Source organism: Rhodococcus sp. OK611 (assembly GCF_003050885.1).
In the GTDB taxonomy this organism is placed as follows: domain Bacteria; phylum Actinomycetota; class Actinomycetes; order Mycobacteriales; family Mycobacteriaceae; genus Rhodococcus_G; species Rhodococcus_G oryzae.
The window spans coordinates 12,705-29,006 of record NZ_QAOZ01000015.1; the positions used below are offsets into that span (position 1 = coordinate 12,705).

The window sequence follows — 16,302 nt, forward strand, 5'->3', positions numbered from 1 at the left end:
CCCGCTACTCCTCGCCGAGGTCGCCGTACTCGGGCTCGCCCGAACGCTCGTAGGAGCTGATGACCACACCCCTACCCGTAACCCGCGACTGCGCCAACGCGAAGGCGGTCGGCAGCGAGTCGGTCGGGAACAGCCGCTTTCCGGTGCCGAGCAGGACCGGGAAGGACAGCAGGTGCAGCGTGTCGACCAGGCCCTCCCGCAGCAGCCACTGCACGAGTGCCCCGCTGCCGTGGACCTGGAGCTCACGCCCGTCCTGCGCCTTGAGGTCCGCGACTGCCCGGCGCGTGTCGCCGGTGATCAAGCGACTGTTCTGCCAGTCGGCCGCGGCGAGGGTGGTCGAGGCGACGTGCTTCGGCAGCCGGTTGAGCCGGCCGGCGATCGGGTCGGCCGGGTCGTCGTGGTTCGGCCAGTACGACGCGAAGATCTCGTATGTCTTCCTGCCGAGCAGAAACGCGTCCGCCTGGTCGAACACCTCGATCATGAACCCCCCGAAGTCCTCGTCTCCGTACGGCGCCGACCATCCGCCGTGGACGAACCCGTCGCTGGGGTCCTCCTCGGGACCGCCCGGCGCCTGGTAGACGCCGTCGAGGGTGACGAAGGTGGTGACAGTCAGTTTCATCGTCGTACTCCTGTGTGCTCGGTGTCGCGGGTGTCATAGGTTCTGACTCCCGGACGGACCGAAACTCATCGGCGCTACCGAAACGTCCCGAGCAGCCGGTCACGCTCCCGCTCGGCGGTGTCCCTGATCTCCTCGACCACGGCCGCCACCTCCCGCCTGCGCAGCGCCTCCGACCGGGCCACCAGCCAATAGGTCAGTTTCGTCGAGACCAACTCCGGCAGCAGCCGCACCAGGTCCGGGTGACGGTCGGCCATGAAGCAGGGCAGCAGCCCGATCCCCGCCGCGGCCCTGGTTGCCTCCACGTGCACGAAGACGTTCGTGGAGCTCACCGACTCCCGCATCTCGGGAGCGATGCTCCGCGCGACATCCAGGTCGTCGACCTGCAGCATCGAATCGACGAAGTACACCAGAGAGTGATCGGCCAGTTCCGCGATCGCGTGCGGGGTGCCCCGCTCGCGCAGATAGTCCCGGGAGGCGTACAGCCCCAGCACGTAGTCCGCCAGCGGCAGGGCCTCGGCCCGGTGCACCTGCGGCCGTCCGACCACGATCTCCACGTCCATGCCGGACCGCTGCCTGGACGCCCGGCGGGTGGTCGCCACGATCTCCACCGCGAGGTCCGGGTGGCGCCTGCGCACCCGCGCGGCGGCGGGGGCGGCGATGTACGCGCTGAACCCGTCCGTCGCGGACACCCGCACGACCCCTTTGAGCCTGCCCTGCCCGGAGGAATCGGAGGCGAGCGCGTCGACGACCGTCTCGACGCTCTCCGCGGCGGCCAGCGCCTGCCTGCCGAGGTCCGTCAGCTCCCAGCCACCCGCCGCCCGCACCAGCAGCCGTCCGCCCAGGCTCTTCTCCAGCGCCGCGATGCGGCGGGAGATGGTCGTGTGGTTGACACCGAGATCCTCTGCGGCCGAGGTGAAGCGCCCGGTCCGGCCGACGGCGAGCAGCACCAGGAGGTCGTCGGCGCTCGGACGACCCAGAGAATGCCGCTCCACGGAATCCACCACATCTGCATTCTTGCAGATCCAGAGTGCGATTTTCCTCATTGTGGGCCGCATCGCGTGCACCAATACTCATCGCAGGACGCCGAATGTGGACTGCATCACAGGGCGAATCGATTGTCGGGCCGAGCACATGAGGAGTCAGCGATGAGTACCGAACAACTGTCACGGGCGGGCGGGGGCGACCCGGCCCCGGCCCCGGACACCGCACCGTCCGGGCTGAAAAAGGTCGTCGGTGCGTCGATGGCGGGCACCGTCGTGGAGTGGTACGAGTTCTTCCTCTACGGCACCGCCGCCACGTTGGTCTTCTCCAAGGTCTTCTTCCCCGCGGGCGGTAACGAGCTCGACGCGATCATCGCCGCGTTCGTCACCTACGCGGTCGGCTTCGCGGCCCGGCCCATCGGCGGCATCGTCTTCGGACACTTCGGCGACAAGTTCGGACGCAAGAAGCTGCTGCAGTTCAGCCTGCTGCTCGTCGGCGCGGCCACCTTCCTCATGGGCTGCATCCCCACCTTCGGGCAGATCGGCTACTGGGCGCCCGCGATCCTGGTGGCGCTGCGCTTCATTCAGGGCTTCGCCGTCGGCGGCGAATGGGGCGGGGCGGTGCTGCTCGTCGCCGAGCACAGCCCCAACCGCAGTCGCGGGTTCTGGGCCAGCTGGCCGCAGGCGGGCGTCCCGGCAGGCAACCTGCTCGCCACCATCGTGCTCCTGGTCCTGACGAGCACGCTCTCCGACGCGGCCTTCCTCAGCTGGGGCTGGCGCGTGGCGTTCTGGCTGTCCGCCCTGATCGTGTTGGTGGGCTATTACATTCGCACCAAGGTCAGCGACGCACCGATCTTCCTCGAGGCACAGAAGCTGGTCGAGAAGAACAAGGCCGCCTCGTACGGCGTGTTCGAGGTGCTGCGCCGCTACCCGCGCGGCGTGCTCACCGCGATGGGCCTGCGGTTCGCGGAGAACATCATGTACTACCTGGTTGTGACCTTCTCGATCACCTATCTCAAGGTGGTCGTGCACGCTGACACCAGCAAGATCCTGTGGATGATGCTCATCGCGCACGGCGTGCACTTCGTCGCGGTTCCGCTGTGCGGCCGGCTGTCCGACACCCTCGGCCGCCGCCCCACCTACCTGATCGGCGCCGTCCTGGCGGGCACCTGGGGCTTCTTCGCCTTCCCGATGATGGACAGCGCGCACAACACGGTCGTCTTGGCTGCCATCGTGATCGGGCTGATCATCCACGCCTTCATGTATGCCGGCCAGCCGGCGATCATGGCGGAGATGTTCCCCACCCGGATGCGCTACTCCGGTGTCTCGCTCGGCTACCAGGTCACCTCCATCGTGGCGGGCTCGCTTGCGCCGATCATCGCGGCCAGCCTGCTCAGCCGCTTCGACTCGTCCGTGCCGATCGCCTTCTACCTGCTCGGCGCCTCGGTCGTGACCATCATCGCGGTCGCCTTCGCCCGTGAGACCAAGGGCATCTCGCTCGAGTCCGTCGACGCCGCGGACGCGAGGACCCTCGCCGAGGAGAACGCGGCGGACGCACCGCTCGTCGCCGGCCAGAGCGCGGCGGTGGCCCGATGACCGCGCAGAGCCTCGCCGGGCGCTCGGCCCTGATCACCGGCGGCGCGAGCGGGATCGGCGCGGCCACAGCCAGGGCACTCGCGGCCAGGGGCGCCCGGGTCGTGATCGCCGATGTCGACGACATCGCGGCCAAGACGCTCGCGGACGAACTCGACGGCCGGGCCTGGGCCGTCGACCTGCTCGACACCGAGGCGCTCGCCGGGCTCACGCTCGAAACGGACATCCTGGTGAACAACGCGGGCGTGCAGAGCATCAGCCCCATCGAGGATTTCCCGCCCGCGGAATTCCGCAGGCTGTTGACGCTGATGGTGGAGGCACCGTTCCTGCTGATCCGGGCGGCCCTTCCACACATGTATGCCAACGGATTCGGTCGGATCATCAACGTCTCCTCGGTGCACGGGCTGCGCGCCTCCGAGTTCAAGTCCGCGTATGTCACCGCGAAACACGGCCTCGAGGGACTGTCCAAGGTGACCGCGCTCGAGGGTGGCCGACACGGGGTGACCAGCAACTGCGTGAACCCGGGATACGTGCGAACCCCCCTGGTGGAGAAGCAGATCGCCGACCAGGCCGCCGTGCACGGCATCCCGGAGGAGGAAGTGCTCGCACGGGTGATGCTCACCGAGAGCGCGATCAAGAGGCTGGTCGAACCCGCCGAGGTCGCCTCGCTGGTGGCGTGGCTGGCGGGCGACGAGGCCGGCATGGCGACGGGCGCCTCGTACACGATGGACGGCGGGTGGAGCGCGCGATGATGGACAAGACCGTACGCTCGGCCGCCGAGGCCGTCGCGGACATCACCGACGGCTCCAGCCTTGCGGTGGGCGGGTTCGGGCTCTGCGGCATCCCCTCGACGCTCATCCAGGCGGTACTCGACGGCGGCGCATCGGATCTCGAGGTCGTCAGCAACAACTGTGGCGTCGACGACTGGGGTCTGGGATTGCTCCTCGGCGCGGGCCGGATCCGGAAGATGGTCTCCTCCTATGTCGGGGAGAACAAGGAGTTCGAGCGTCAGTTCCTCTCCGGCGAACTGGAACTGGAGCTGACCCCGCAGGGCACGTTGGCGGAGAAGCTCCGGGCCGGCGGCTCGGGCATCGCCGCGTTCTACACCCAGAGCGGGGTCGGCACCCAGGTCGCCGAGGGCGGACTGCCGCGACTGTACGACGGCGCGGGCGGCGTCGCGGTGGCCTCGCCCGCCAAGCCGGTGCAGTCCTTCGGCGGCCGCGACTACGTGCTCGAGGAGGCGATCAGCACCGACTTCGCCCTCGTCCACGCCGCGCGGGGCGACCGTCACGGCAATCTGGTGTTCGATCTGTCGGCCCGCAACTTCTCGCCGCTGGCGGCCATGGCAGGCCGGATCACCGTCGCCCAGGTCGAGGAACTGGTGGAGCCGGGCGAACTCGATCCCGACGCCGTGCATCTGCCCGGGGTGTACGTGCACCGCGTTCTCGAGGTCGGCCACGGCATCACCAAGCGGATCGAAAAGCGCACCGTCAGAACGACTACCGAGAGCGAGCGATGAGCATGGCCGGCGGCAACACCATGGCGGGCGCCCGCACCCGCGAGGAGATGGCGGCGCGGGCCGCGCAGGAACTCCGGGACGGCTGGTACGTGAACCTGGGGATCGGTCTGCCCACACTGGTGCCGAACTTCGTGCCCCCGGACTGCTCGGTGGTGTTGCAGTCGGAGAACGGAATCCTCGGCGTCGGCCCGTATCCGACTGAGCCCGAGATGGATCCGGATCTCATCAACGCGGGCAAGGAGACGGTGACGGTGCTGCCGGGCGCGTCGTTCTTCGACTCCGCGCTCAGCTTCGGGATGATCAGGGGCGGCAAGATCGACGCGGCGATCCTCGGCGGCATGCAGGTCTCGGCGACCGGAGACCTGGCGAACTGGATGATCCCCGGAAAGATGGTGAAGGGGCCCGGCGGGGCGATGGACCTCGTGCACGGCGCCGGCCGGGTGATCGTGCTGATGGAGCACTGCGCCAGGGACGGCGCACCGAAGATCGTCGAGCGCTGTTCGCTGCCGCTGACCGGTCGGGCGGTGGTGCACCGCATCATCACCGATCTGGCCGTCATCGACGTCACCACCGCCGGCCTGGTCCTGCGTGAGGTGGCGCCGGGTGTCGAGCCGGCGCAGGTGCTGGCGTGCACCGAACCGGAGCTGATCGTCGACCTGCCGCTGGCGGCCGCTCGAGCCTGAGCGGTCCCCACTCGGCCTCCGATGAACGTGTTGCATTTTTGGCGCCGAGCCGCAAGTCGAAAACGCCGGATTTCCTTGGCTAGATGGCCTCAGAGACCAGTTCGAGACAGTTTTCCAGGCATTACCCGCGGCTTCCGGCACAACTTGTTACCCGACCGTAACTTGCAGTGCCTGTAGTCAAAACTGCAACGAGTTCCCGATTGCGGTGGCACAGTGTGGGCAATTTCATCCAACCGATGCTCGACACCTCTCCCGCGAGTCGGGCGCAAGGAGTGTTATGTCCAAGTCCACAGTGCGGCAATGCGCCGTACCGGTCACGTCCGTGGCGTTGGCCGCGGGTCTGCTCTTGATCGGCAGCCCCGCGTCCGCGGCACCCACGACCACCTCGTTCAAGAATGCCTGCCAGGCCAGCGCGGTCCTCACCGTGCACAAGGTGGCCGACACGTCGATGACCGTCGACGCACCGGCCTCCGTGACGGCGGGTGAGACGTTCACCTACCGCATCCAGCCCGGCGGCGGTTCGTACCCCAACAGCGACTCGGGTGCCACGACCACCAACATCTCGCGGCTCAAGGTCGATTACGAGATCCCCGCGAACACGACCTTTGTCAGCGCCGCGGTAGTGGCGGGCACCGGTGTGAACCTCGACGGCGTGGCCCCGTCGGTGGCGCGCATCAACGACGCGGGCAGCCCTGACGGCGGCGGTAATCTCCTGCGGCTCTCGGGTAACAACGAGGTCATCGGAAACAGCCCCTCGTCGAGCACCAACAGCCAGGGCGGCATCCGCGCACCGAAGCTCAAGAAGAATCTCGACGGCAGTAACAACGCCAACGGGGACAGCTGGTTCCGGCTTCCCGCCATCGACGTGACCGTCGTCGCCGGCAGCGGCGGTGTCATCACGCCGAAGGTTCGCACAGCCGGCAGCGCCGGTACCTACAACGCGAACGAGAACTACTACACCTTCCTGCCTCTCGCCAGCTTCTTCGGCAACCAGTGGGCACCCACCCGCTGCACCCCGCGTGACGCCCAGGGTTCGGCACTCAACGCGGGCGCCGGGCCGCTGGCCACGATCAACGTGGGCGCTGCCGCGGCCGACACCACCACCACCCTGAACGTCCCGGCCACCGCCAAGACCGGCACCGCCGTCGACCTCACCGCCACCGTCGCCCCCGCAGGCGCCACCGGCACCGTCCAGTTCAAGGACGGCGCCAACAACATCGGCAACGCCGTCCCGGTCAACAACGGCACCGCCACGCTCAACCACACCTTCGCCGCGGACGGTGCGCACGCCATCACCGCCGTCTACAGCGGCGATGCCGCCAACAAGCCGTCCACCTCGGCTGCGGCGACCGTGACCGTCAGCACCGACCCGGTCATCGTCGACACCACCACCACACTGAACGTCCCCGCCACCGCCAAGACCGGCACCGCCGTCGACCTCACCGCCACCGTCGCCCCCGCGGGCGCCACCGGCACCGTCCAGTTCAAGGACGGCGCCGACAACATCGGCAACGCCGTCCCCGTGAACAACGGCACCGCCACGCTCAACCACACCTTCACCACCACCGGAAACCATTCCATCACCGCTGTTTACAGCGGTGACGCCGGCAACAAACCGTCCACCTCTGCGGCATCGAACGTCGACGTCTCGGTCAACGCCGTCGACACCACCACCACGCTGAACGTCCCCGGCACCGCCAAGACCGGCACCGCCGTCGACCTCACCGCCACAGTCGCCCCCGCACCCAGCGGCGGCACGGTCCAGTTCAAGGACGGAGCCGAAAACATCGGCGGACCGGTCACCCTCAACGGTGCCACCGCCACCCTGAACCACACCTTCACCACCGACGGAGCGCACCCGGTGACCGCCGTCTACAGCGGCGCCGACGGCTTCAACACCAGCACCAGCACGGCCTCCACCGTCGACGTCTCCACCGACCCCGTCATCGTCGACACCGTCACCACGCTCAACGTCCCAGGCGAGGCGAAAACCGGTGACTCGGTGGACCTCTGGGCCCTGGTGAAGGACAACGGGGGTAACAACGCGGCCGGCGGCACCGTACAGTTCAAGGACGGTGCCGCCAACATCGGCGGCCCGATCGGGCTCGTCGACGGTGGCGCGAAGCTGAGCCACACGTTCACCACGACCGGAGCACACTCGATCTCCGCCGTCTACAGCGGCGCGGAGAACTTCAACGGCTCCACCGGACAGGCACAGACCGTCACGGTCACCGACCCGGCGCCCGTCGAGGTCGCGACGGTGACGACGCTGACCGCTCCCGGCACCGCAACCAAGGGCTCGCCTGTGGACCTGACGGCGGCCGTGAAGACCGAGTCCGGCGACGCGGTGACCTCGGGCACCGTGACGTTCATGGACGGCAACACCGCGATCGGTGAGGCGGTCGACGTGGTCAACGGACAGGCCACACTGTCCTACAAGTTCACCCAGACCGGTGACCGTCAGATCAAGGCCGTCTACAGCGGCGCAACCGGATTCAAGGAGTCGACGTCCAGCGCGTCGACCGTGAAGGTCTCCGGCGGCGGTAGCCCGGGCGGCACCGGATCGCTCGGCTCGCTCGGCAGCATCTTCGGTTCCTAACACCATCGACGACGAACGCCCCCACCGGCCAGGTGGGGGCGTTCGTCGTCCGGTCGAGGTTTCACGTGAATCACCGTGTCCCGCCGGGCGGCCACCGGGGCCGGCGAATTCTCCCTGAGCGCAACCCTCTCGCGGGCCCGCGCAATGACCTATGTTGGCCGGATGACCATGGCTCCCCCACGGCTGAGCAGATCGACCGTCACCGGCTACTCGCTCGGCTCGGTCGGCACCGGAGGCTTCGCCACACTGCCCGGGCTGGTACTCGCCTACTACCTCACCGACACGCTCGGGGTCGCCGCCGCGGCGGCCTCGATGGTGGTGTTCGTACCCAAGGCACTCGACGTGCTGATCAACCCGTACATCGGGTCTCGCAGCGATGCCGACGCGGCCCGCACCGGGACCCGCCGCCGCTTCCTGTTCCTCGGCGCACTGACCCTGCCGGTGTTCTTCGCGCTCACCTTCGCGGTGCCCGCCGGCACCTCCACTCTCGTCGGCTGCCTCTGGGTGACCACGGCCTTCATCCTCGCCGCGATCGCCTTCGGGCTGTTCCAGGTCCCGTACATCGCGCTCCCCGCCGAGCTGACCGAGGACTATCACGAGCGGTCCCGGTTGATGTCCTGGCGCGTCGCGGTGCTCGCCGTCGCGATCCTGCTGTTCGGCGCGGGCGGCCCGGAACTGCGCGAACTCGGCGGCGGGGGCAGGACGGGATACCTGCTGATGGCCGTGATCGCCGGGGTGACCCTCGGGCTCGGCATGCTCGCCGCCTGGCGGATCGCGCCGCGCAGCGCGGGCGTCGGTCACGCACCCGTCGAGGCGTCGTCGGGCCACGGGCTGGCCGACAGCCTCGCCGCGGTGCGCTCGAGCGGCCCGTTCCGATTCCTGCTCGGCACGTTCGCGCTCCAGGCCCTTGCCATCGGCAGCATGCTCGGCGCCGCCCAGTACGCGGCCACCTACGTGCTCGACTCCGAGCGTGCGGTGTCGATCCTGTTCGCCGCCCTGGTCGCACCGGCACTGGCGGTGATGCCGATGTGGATCCGGCTGGTGCGGGCGTGGGGCAAGCAACGCGCGTACTTCCTGGCATCGGGCCTGTTCCTGGCGGCCTCCGTCGCGATGCTCGGTCTGATCGCCGCCCCCGGGCCGTGGGTGTATGCGGTGGTGGCGGTGGCGGGGATCGGTTACGCCGGCATGCAGATGCTGCCGATGTCGATGTTGCCGGACGTGATCAGCGACCACCAGAACACCGCCGCCGGATCCGTGCGGGCCGGCGCCTTCAGCGGGGTGTGGACCGCCGCGGAGACCCTGGGCCTGGCGCTCGGCCCCGCCGTGGTGCTGGCCATCCTCGCCGTGACGGGGTTCGTCTCCTCCACCTCCGATCACCCCGTCGCGCAGTCCGACGGCGCGATCACCGGCATCGTGATCGCCCTCGCCGCCGTACCCGCGGTGCTCGTGGCCGCGAGCATGGTGGCACTGCGCGGATACCGACTGGCAGCCGAAGAACTGAACAGGAGCAGCAAGTGATCTTCGAACGCAGCACCGCCGAGGTGCTCGCCCAGCTCGACGAGCTGAGGAAGACGGACGCTCCTACCGAGGGCGGGCACCTGCTGTCCTACGTGTACGACCCCGGGGTCGCGGAACTGCACGAGGTGGCGGCAGAAGCGGCCCGAAAGGCCCAGCCGCTCAACGGACTCGACCCCACCACGTTCCCCTCCGTCGCGGCGCTCGAGCGCGACCTCATCGCGACGGCCCGCGACGTGCTGGCCGCGGGCGTACCCGACGTCGTCGGCAGCGTCACCAGCGGCGGCACCGAGAGCTGCATCCTCGCGGTCAAGTCCGCCCGCGACACCTGGCGCGCGAGCACCGGCAGCGAGGCGCGGCCGACCCTGGTGATCGGATCCACCGCGCACGCCGCGTTCATCAAGGCGGCGCACTACCTGGACCTGCGGTTGCGGGTGTTGCCGGTGGACCCCGACACCTGCAGGCTGCGTGCCGAGGACGTGGCGGCCGCGCTGGACGAGACCGTCGCGCTGGTGGTCGCGTCGACACCGTCCTATCCGCACGGCGCCCTTGACCCCGTCGCGGAGATCGCGGAAGTCTGTGCGGCCCAAGGCGTCGCCGTGCACGTCGACGGCTGCATCGGGGCATGGGTGCTGCCGTGGTGGCCGGGCTCCGAGGACCGCCCCGCCTGGGACCTGCGGGTGCCCGGCGTCGCGAGCATCTCGGTGGACCTGCACAAGTACGGCTACGCCCCGAAGGGCGTGTCGGTGCTGCTCTACCGGGACCGCGACCGGCACCGGCGTCAGTGGTTCGCGACCAGCGCCTGGCCCGGCTACGCCGTCGTCAATCCCACCATCCTCGGCTCCCGGACGGTGATGCCGATCGCCGCGGGCTGGGCGGTGTCGCAGACGCTCGGGCGCAGCGGGTTCGCCGAGCTGACCGGGCAGATCGCTCGGGCGGCCGAACAGGTACACAAGGCGATCGACGGCATCGAGGGGCTCCTGGTCGTCGGCGACCCGATCGGCCCGCTGCTCGCAGTGGCCGCCGACCCCGACGTCGCCGCCGACCGCAGCGTGGATCCGCACCGCTGGGCTGACGCCGCGAAGGCCCTGGGCTGGACGCTGCAGCCGCAGCCGGGGCGGACGCAGTCGGACGGCACCACGCTGCCGCGCACCACCCACCTGACCCTCACACCGGTCACCGAGCGGGTCAGCATCGAGCTGTGCGACGCGCTGGCCGAGGCGGCGGATGCGGTACGCGGGGTGCCGGGCGCGCAGGCACCCGCCGACGTGGTCGCGGCCGCCGGGCAGATCCGGCCCGAGGACCTCACCAGCGACAATTGCGCCGCCGTCCTCGCCCTCGTGGGGCTGGAGCCCGGCGGCGGGCTGGACGGCCCACTGGCCGAAGTGCTGGCGCTGATCGAGGCACTGCCCGAACCGGTGGCGGAGCGACTGCTGATCGAGTTCCTCGCGCGGTTCATGGAGTAGGCGCCAGCGGCGCCTGTGCGCGCTTGACGAGGGTCAGGACTCGTCAAGCGCGCACGGGCTCACGCTCCCTGCGCCTGCCACATCCAGTGCAGCTGCTCGAGCCGCGCGGTAATGGCGATGAGCAGATCCTGGGTGACCGGGTCGGCCTTCTCGGTGAGCTCGATGCGGGCGCGGAGGCGCTCGATGACCGCGGCCAGGTTCGCCACGATCGCGTCGATCACGTCGGTGTCCTTCGTCCAGCCCGCGCCGAAGCCCTTCGTCCCCGCGTCCGCGGCGACCGTGGCGGAGCGACCGTCGGGGCTGACCCCGACCGCGGTCGCACGCTCGGCGGCCTGATCGGTGAAATCACGTGCGGCGGCAACCAGTTCGTCCAGTGAGGGGTGCACCGACAGGAAGCTCCGACCGATGACGTTCCAGTGCGCCTGCTTGGCGATGAGACCGAGGTCGATCAGGTCCACGACGGTGCCCTGCAGGGCCTCCCCCGCGATCTGCTGCTGTCCGGCGTCGAGGGTGCTGACAATGGGGCTGGTGGTCATGATTCGCTCCTGCGGTTTCGTATGCGGTCGGTTTCGTAGTGAGGGCGATGTCGCCATCCGCCCTCACCCAGTTCAACGACGCTCGACCACAATGGTTCCCGGATGTGGCGAAGGGCACTCCCCCCGCGCTAGTGGAACTGGGCCGTTTCCCCACCAGCGGCGGCCTGACACCGCGGGCAGCTCCCCCAGAACACGACCTCGGCCTCGTCGATCACGAATCCGTGGGTGTCCGAGGGCTGCAGGCAGGGGGCGTGGCCGACGACGCAGTCGGAGTCGAACACCGCGCCACAGCCGCGGCAGACCAGGTGGTGATGATTGTCCCCGGTTCGGACCTCGAACCGGGCGGGCGAACCGGCCGGTTCGAATCGGCGGAGTATCCCGGCGGCCACGCAGGCCTTCAGCACGTCGTACACGGCCTGGGTTGACACCGAGCCGAGCTCCCGACGCGCCTCGGTGGCGAGCCGATCGACGTCCGAATGAGGACGCGCAGCAACAGCATTCAACACAGCGACTCGTGGAGCGGTCACACGGAGCCCCGCCGCGCGCAATTGCGCCCGGGGGTCGAGGTAACCGCCTCCGTGCCCCATGACCCCAGTATGCGCCGGTCCTGGACCACATCAAAGAAGCGATGACGGACCTCGGGCCGACGCCGGCCACGCGCCGCAGACACGATGAAGGGCCGCCCGAGAAGATCGGGCGGCCCTTCGGGTCGACGTCCCACAGGCGCCTCTCGGCGAGTGGTCGCTCGTGGCGACTAAAGGGGTGAGGCCCGGGGCATGTCCGGACGTCGACGAGGGGTTCAACGGGCGCCGGCCCGAGTTTGTTCCCGGAGGACGGTGCCGGCCGGTGTCGAGCCGGTGACCTCGACGTATGTCCCCTGATACGCGTCCGCCCGGACCGGGAGCCCCGGTCCGGGCGGATGGTCGCGCTCGGTGTCAGCTCAGCGCTTTGATCGCCTTCGCGACGCCCTCGCCGTAGGCCGGGTCACAGGCGGTGCAGTTGTCGATGTGCCGCTGCACGACCTGGTCCGAGGCGCCGTTGATGGCGCGCGCGGTGTTGTCGAACAGCACCTGCTTCTGCTCGTCGCTCATGTTGTTGAACAACACGCGCGGCTGCGAGAAGTAGTTGTCGTCGTCCTCGCGGTAGTCGAAGTGATCCGCGACCGCCCCGATAGCCTGCGCCGGGTTCCGGTACTGCGGCTGCTCCTGCCACTTGCCGTAGCTGTTGGGCTCGTAGTGCAGCGATCCGCCCTGGTTACCGTCGACCCGCATGGCGCCGTCCCGGTGGAAGTTGTGCACCGGGCTCCTGGGCGCGTTGACCGGGATCTGGAAGTTGTTCACTCCCAGCCGGTATCGCTGCGCGTCACCGTAGGAGAACAACCGGCCCTGCAGCATCCGGTCCGGAGAGAAGCTGATCCCTGGCACCACGTGCGCGGGGTTGAACGCGGCCTGCTCGACCTCGGCGAAGTAGTTGTCGGGGTTGCGGTTGAGCTCCCACTCGCCGACCTCGATCAGCGGGTAGTCGCCCTTCGGCCAGACCTTGGTGAGGTCGAACGGGTGGTAGGGCACCTTCGCCGCGTCCGCCTCCGGCATGATCTGCACACACAGCTTCCACTTGGGGAAGTCGCCCGCCTCGATGGCGTCGAAGAGATCGCGCTGATGGCTCTCGCGGTCGTTGCCCACCAGCTCGGCGGCCTCCGCGTCGGTGAGGTTCTTGATGCCCTGCTGGACGCGGTGGTGGAACTTCACCCAGAAGCGCTCACCCTCGGCGTTGATGAAACTGAACGTGTGCGAGCCGAAGCCGTGCATGTGCCGGTACGAGGCCGGGATGCCGCGGTCGCTCATCACGATCGTCACCTGGTGCAGCGACTCCGGCAGATTCGTCCAGAAGTCCCAATTGTTGTTGGGGCTGCGCAGGTTCGTGCGGGGATCGCGCTTGACCGCGTGGTTGAGGTCCGGGAACTTCAGCGGATCGCGGAAGAAGAAGACCGGGGTGTTGTTGCCGACGAGGTCCCAGTTCCCCTCCTCGGTGTAGAACTTGACGGCAAATCCCCTGATGTCGCGCTCGGCATCGGCCGCGCCGCGCTCGCCCGCCACCGTGGAGAACCGAGCGAACAGCTCCGTCTTCTTGCCGACCTCGGAGAAGATCTTCGCGCTCGTGTACTTGGTGATGTCATTGGTCACGGTGAAGGTGCCGTATGCGCCGGAGCCCTTGGCGTGCATGCGCCGCTCCGGGATGACCTCGCGGTCGAAGTGGGCGAGCTTCTCGAGGAACCAGACGTCCTGCAGCAGCTGCGGCCCGCGCGGGCCTGCAGTGGCGACGTTCTGGTTGTCGGGCACCGGTGCGCCGAACGCGGTGGTCAGCTTCTCGTCGGCACCCTTGGTGTGTCGAGGATCATTGCCATTGCTCATCTAGTGGATCCCTTCCTTACTCGCCGCGCCTCGCGGTATCAGCACGCACTCGGCTGTGGACCTCGGTCAGAATTTCCAATCCGGGCGGGGGCGACCCACCGCGACGTGGGCTGCGCGGCGTTGAGGCTGTGACTCGGTCACCCCTTCCCACTTATACATCTTTCCCCGAACGAGGCAAGAAAGGGCGAAAGGGGCGAATTCCGATGACGCCGTTCGATAGGACCCGGGCAATGGCGGCGCTGCGGGCTCGGCAATCGTGCGCGATCCGATCACGAAGCGTGCTGCTCGCTCACCCCACTCGCGCCCGCACCGCGCGCCGGGTCTGATAGTTCTCGGCATCGAATCTCTTTGTCCGGGACCGATATCGGAAGGTGAAGGTGGGCCACATCACCGAGTTGCGCCCCTCCTTGTCGAGGTACCAGCTCGAGCATCCGCCGGTGTTCCAGACCGTGCTCTCGAGCTGGCCGGCGATCTTCTCGTTGTAGCGCGCCTGCGCCACCGGGAGGACCTCGACACAGCCGCCGTCGAGGTGAGCCAGCGCACCGTTGATGTACGCGGCCTGCGACTCCAGCATGTACACGATCGAGCTGTGCCCCAGGTTCGTGTTCGGCCCGTACATGAGGAACAGGTTGGGGAACCCGACGACGGTGGTACCCAGGTACGCCCGGGGGCTGCCCGCCCAGTGCTGCGCCAGCGTCCGTCCGTCGCGACCCCGGAGGTGGCGGGCCACGGGCGGTTCGGTTGGCGAGAAACCGGTGGCGAAGATGATCGCGTCGACCGGCGTCTCCGTGCCCGCGCCGTCGACTACGCCCCCCTCGGTGACCCCGGCGAGCCCCGAGTCGATCAGGTCGACATCGGCTCGGGCCAGGGTCCGCAACCAGTCGTTGGACAGCAGGATCCGCTTGCAGGCGATCGTGAACTCCGGCGTCAGCTTTCGTCGCAGCGTCCGGTCGGGCACCTGCCGCCGCAGGTGTACCGCGGCGAACAGCTGAAAGGCGGGCAACAGCCGCGGCGCCTTGGCCATCGCGAGCACGTAGCCCTCACGAGCGGTGTAGATGGCCGCCCGAACGATCTTCTGCGTGAGCGGAATACGACGATAGAGCTGTTTCTCCAGGCGGGAGAGCGTGCGGTCGCCGCGCGGCAGCACCCAGGCGGGCGTGCGCTGGAACACGGTCAGCCGTTCCACTCGATCGACTATCTCGGGCACGAACTGCACGGCGGAGGCGCCCGTCCCGACCACGGCGACCCGCTTCCCGGTCAGGTCGTAGTCGTGATCCCAGGTGGCCGAGTGGAACAGCCGTCCCCGGAACGTCTCGATGCCCGGTACGTCCGGCAGCCTGGGTGTCGACAGCGCACCCGTGGCGGCGACGAGGGTCTGCGCGGTCAGCTCGCCCAGCGAGGTGCGCACCCTCCAGGCGCAGGCGGCGTCGTCCCAGGACGCCTCGAGCAGCTCGCATCCGGTCAGGATCCGATCGCGGATCCCGGTGTCAGCGACCACCTTCCGCAGGTACGACTGGATCTCCGGCTGCCGGGCGAAGGTGTGACTCCAGTCCGGGCTCGGTGCGAACGAGAACGAGTACAGCGCCGTGGGGACGTCGCACGCGCACCCGGGGTAGGTGTTGTCACGCCAGGTTCCCCCGATGTCGGCGCCCCGCTCGATGACCAGGAGGTCGGCCGCCGGATCATCGCGCAGCACGCGCTCGGTGACCGCGAGGCCCGCGAACCCGGCGCCCACCACCAGGACGCCGACGTGGCCCGGCAACGCGAGCGGTTGCGGTATGGCGGTCACTTCATCACCAGGCCCTTCCAGACCGGGAGCAGCCGCTCCCGGAGTTCACTGTCGGATTCGGGGGTGCGGAACAGCGCCGAGACGGCGAGACCGCGGGCCAGCTCGATGCTCAGGTCGATGGCGTCCACGCCCATCCGCCCGCCCATCACCTCGGCGCTGCCGAGCCGCAGGGCATCGCCGACCTTGCGTTCGAGCGGGATCGTCGCCTCGTGCAGGGCCGGATCGGTGCGGGCCGCGACCCACAGCTCGAGGGCGGCGTAGAACAGCGGGCCGGCGAACGCGTCGACGAGGGTGTCGATCCCCTGGTCGGGATCGGGCCGGGCGTCGAGGATCTCGGCCAGCCGCTTCTCCACCAGGTGCTCGACGGCCGCGACCACCAGTGATTCCTTGGTCGGGAAGTGATGCAGCTGCGCCCCTCGGGAGACCCCCGCCCGGCGCGCGATCTCCTGGGTACTGGTCCGGGCGTAGCCGACCTCGACCAGCAGCGCGATCGCCGCGTCGAGCAGCTTTGTCCGGGTCGCCGCCGTTCGCTGTGCTTGCGTGCGCGGGCCCCGCTCGGTGTCCTGGGTCACACCGACCACCGTACTGGGCT

14 protein-coding genes are annotated in these 16,302 nt (G+C 69.0%); 7 read left to right on the forward strand and 7 right to left on the reverse strand.

Annotated features, from left to right (window positions below; translation table 11 throughout):
• Positions 1 to 4: 4 nt before the first annotated feature.
• Together C8K38_RS19095 and C8K38_RS19100 are read right to left on the reverse strand one after the other, a co-directional pair.
• The gene (locus tag C8K38_RS19095) at positions 5 to 619 is read right to left on the reverse strand and encodes a dihydrofolate reductase family protein (RefSeq protein ID WP_097213006.1); all 615 of its coding nucleotides are present in this window, start codon (positions 617 to 619) and stop codon (positions 5 to 7) included.
• A gap of 74 nt (positions 620 to 693) precedes the next feature.
• Positions 694 to 1,596, reverse strand: a complete 903-nt coding sequence (locus tag C8K38_RS19100; protein WP_245221877.1) for a LysR family transcriptional regulator — start codon at positions 1,594 to 1,596, stop codon at positions 694 to 696.
• Positions 1,597 to 1,764: 168 nt separating this feature from the next.
• Between C8K38_RS19100 and C8K38_RS19105 the strand changes: the two genes are divergently transcribed.
• The 7 genes from C8K38_RS19105 to C8K38_RS19135 all read left to right on the forward strand — a co-directional run bounded on the left by C8K38_RS19105 (position 1,765) and on the right by C8K38_RS19135 (position 10,974).
• Positions 1,765 to 3,195: an MFS transporter gene (locus tag C8K38_RS19105; RefSeq protein WP_097213008.1), complete on the forward strand. Its 1,431-nt coding sequence runs from the start codon at positions 1,765 to 1,767 to the stop codon at positions 3,193 to 3,195.
• A complete protein-coding gene (locus C8K38_RS19110; protein ID WP_097213009.1) occupies positions 3,192 to 3,944 on the forward strand; it encodes a 3-hydroxybutyrate dehydrogenase in 753 nt (250 codons plus the stop codon). The genes C8K38_RS19105 and C8K38_RS19110 overlap by 4 nt, the downstream gene beginning before the upstream one ends.
• A complete protein-coding gene (locus tag C8K38_RS19115) occupies positions 3,944 to 4,711 on the forward strand; it encodes a CoA transferase subunit A (RefSeq protein ID WP_209927825.1) in 768 nt (255 codons plus the stop codon). Before C8K38_RS19110 ends, C8K38_RS19115 begins: the two co-directional genes overlap by 1 nt.
• A 2-nt stretch (positions 4,712 to 4,713) precedes the next feature.
• Positions 4,714 to 5,394, forward strand: a complete 681-nt coding sequence (locus tag C8K38_RS19120; protein WP_245221879.1) for a CoA transferase subunit B — start codon at positions 4,714 to 4,716, stop codon at positions 5,392 to 5,394.
• Positions 5,395 to 5,671: 277 nt separating this feature from the next.
• Entirely contained in the window at positions 5,672 to 7,993 is a 2,322-nt protein-coding gene (locus C8K38_RS19125; protein ID WP_097213010.1) for an Ig-like domain-containing protein, read from the forward strand.
• A 162-nt stretch (positions 7,994 to 8,155) separates the two neighbouring features.
• Positions 8,156 to 9,511 carry an MFS transporter gene (locus C8K38_RS19130; RefSeq protein ID WP_097213011.1) on the forward strand — a complete coding sequence of 452 codons (1,356 nt, stop codon included), beginning with the start codon at positions 8,156 to 8,158 and terminating at the stop codon, positions 9,509 to 9,511.
• Positions 9,508 to 10,974: a pyridoxal phosphate-dependent decarboxylase family protein gene (locus tag C8K38_RS19135; RefSeq protein WP_097213013.1), complete on the forward strand. Its 1,467-nt coding sequence runs from the start codon at positions 9,508 to 9,510 to the stop codon at positions 10,972 to 10,974. The genes C8K38_RS19130 and C8K38_RS19135 overlap by 4 nt, the downstream gene beginning before the upstream one ends.
• Positions 10,975 to 11,033: 59 nt before the next feature.
• Here C8K38_RS19135 and C8K38_RS19140 read toward each other — a convergent pair whose 3' ends face one another.
• From C8K38_RS19140 to C8K38_RS19160, 5 genes are all read right to left on the reverse strand, one after another.
• Complete coding sequence (locus tag C8K38_RS19140) at positions 11,034 to 11,510, reverse strand: Dps family protein (protein WP_097213014.1); 477 nt, start codon at positions 11,508 to 11,510, stop codon at positions 11,034 to 11,036.
• A gap of 128 nt (positions 11,511 to 11,638) precedes the next feature.
• A complete protein-coding gene (locus C8K38_RS19145; RefSeq protein ID WP_097213015.1) occupies positions 11,639 to 12,097 on the reverse strand; it encodes a Fur family transcriptional regulator in 459 nt (152 codons plus the stop codon).
• Between the two features lie 348 nt (positions 12,098 to 12,445).
• Positions 12,446 to 13,921, reverse strand: coding sequence for a catalase (locus tag C8K38_RS19150; RefSeq protein WP_097213017.1), 1,476 nt, complete (start codon positions 13,919 to 13,921; stop codon positions 12,446 to 12,448).
• Positions 13,922 to 14,210: 289 nt separating this feature from the next.
• Entirely contained in the window at positions 14,211 to 15,710 is a 1,500-nt protein-coding gene (locus C8K38_RS19155; RefSeq protein WP_257017595.1) for a flavin-containing monooxygenase, read from the reverse strand.
• On the reverse strand, positions 15,707 to 16,282 hold the full coding sequence (locus tag C8K38_RS19160; RefSeq protein ID WP_097213135.1) for a TetR/AcrR family transcriptional regulator: 576 nt from the start codon (positions 16,280 to 16,282) through the stop codon (positions 15,707 to 15,709). Before C8K38_RS19160 ends, C8K38_RS19155 begins: the two co-directional genes overlap by 4 nt.
• Positions 16,283 to 16,302 lie beyond the last annotated feature (20 nt).

Bases quoted from the DNA above. Each gene is read 5' to 3' on its own strand.
- C8K38_RS19105 (WP_097213008.1), top strand. From the start codon at position 1,765: ATGAGTACCGAACAACTGTCACGGGCGGGCGGGGGCGACCCGGCCCCG.
- C8K38_RS19130 (WP_097213011.1), top strand. From the start codon at position 8,156: ATGACCATGGCTCCCCCACGGCTGAGCAGATCGACCGTCACCGGCTAC.
- C8K38_RS19120 (WP_245221879.1), top strand. From the start codon at position 4,714: ATGGCCGGCGGCAACACCATGGCGGGCGCCCGCACCCGCGAGGAGATG.
- C8K38_RS19125 (WP_097213010.1), top strand. From the start codon at position 5,672: ATGTCCAAGTCCACAGTGCGGCAATGCGCCGTACCGGTCACGTCCGTG.
- C8K38_RS19095 (WP_097213006.1), bottom strand. From the start codon at position 619: ATGAAACTGACTGTCACCACCTTCGTCACCCTCGACGGCGTCTACCAG.
- C8K38_RS19150 (WP_097213017.1), bottom strand. From the start codon at position 13,921: ATGAGCAATGGCAATGATCCTCGACACACCAAGGGTGCCGACGAGAAG.
- C8K38_RS19115 (WP_209927825.1), top strand. From the start codon at position 3,944: ATGGACAAGACCGTACGCTCGGCCGCCGAGGCCGTCGCGGACATCACC.
- C8K38_RS19140 (WP_097213014.1), bottom strand. From the start codon at position 11,510: ATGACCACCAGCCCCATTGTCAGCACCCTCGACGCCGGACAGCAGCAG.
- C8K38_RS19110 (WP_097213009.1), top strand. From the start codon at position 3,192: ATGACCGCGCAGAGCCTCGCCGGGCGCTCGGCCCTGATCACCGGCGGC.
- C8K38_RS19145 (WP_097213015.1), bottom strand. From the start codon at position 12,097: ATGGGGCACGGAGGCGGTTACCTCGACCCCCGGGCGCAATTGCGCGCG.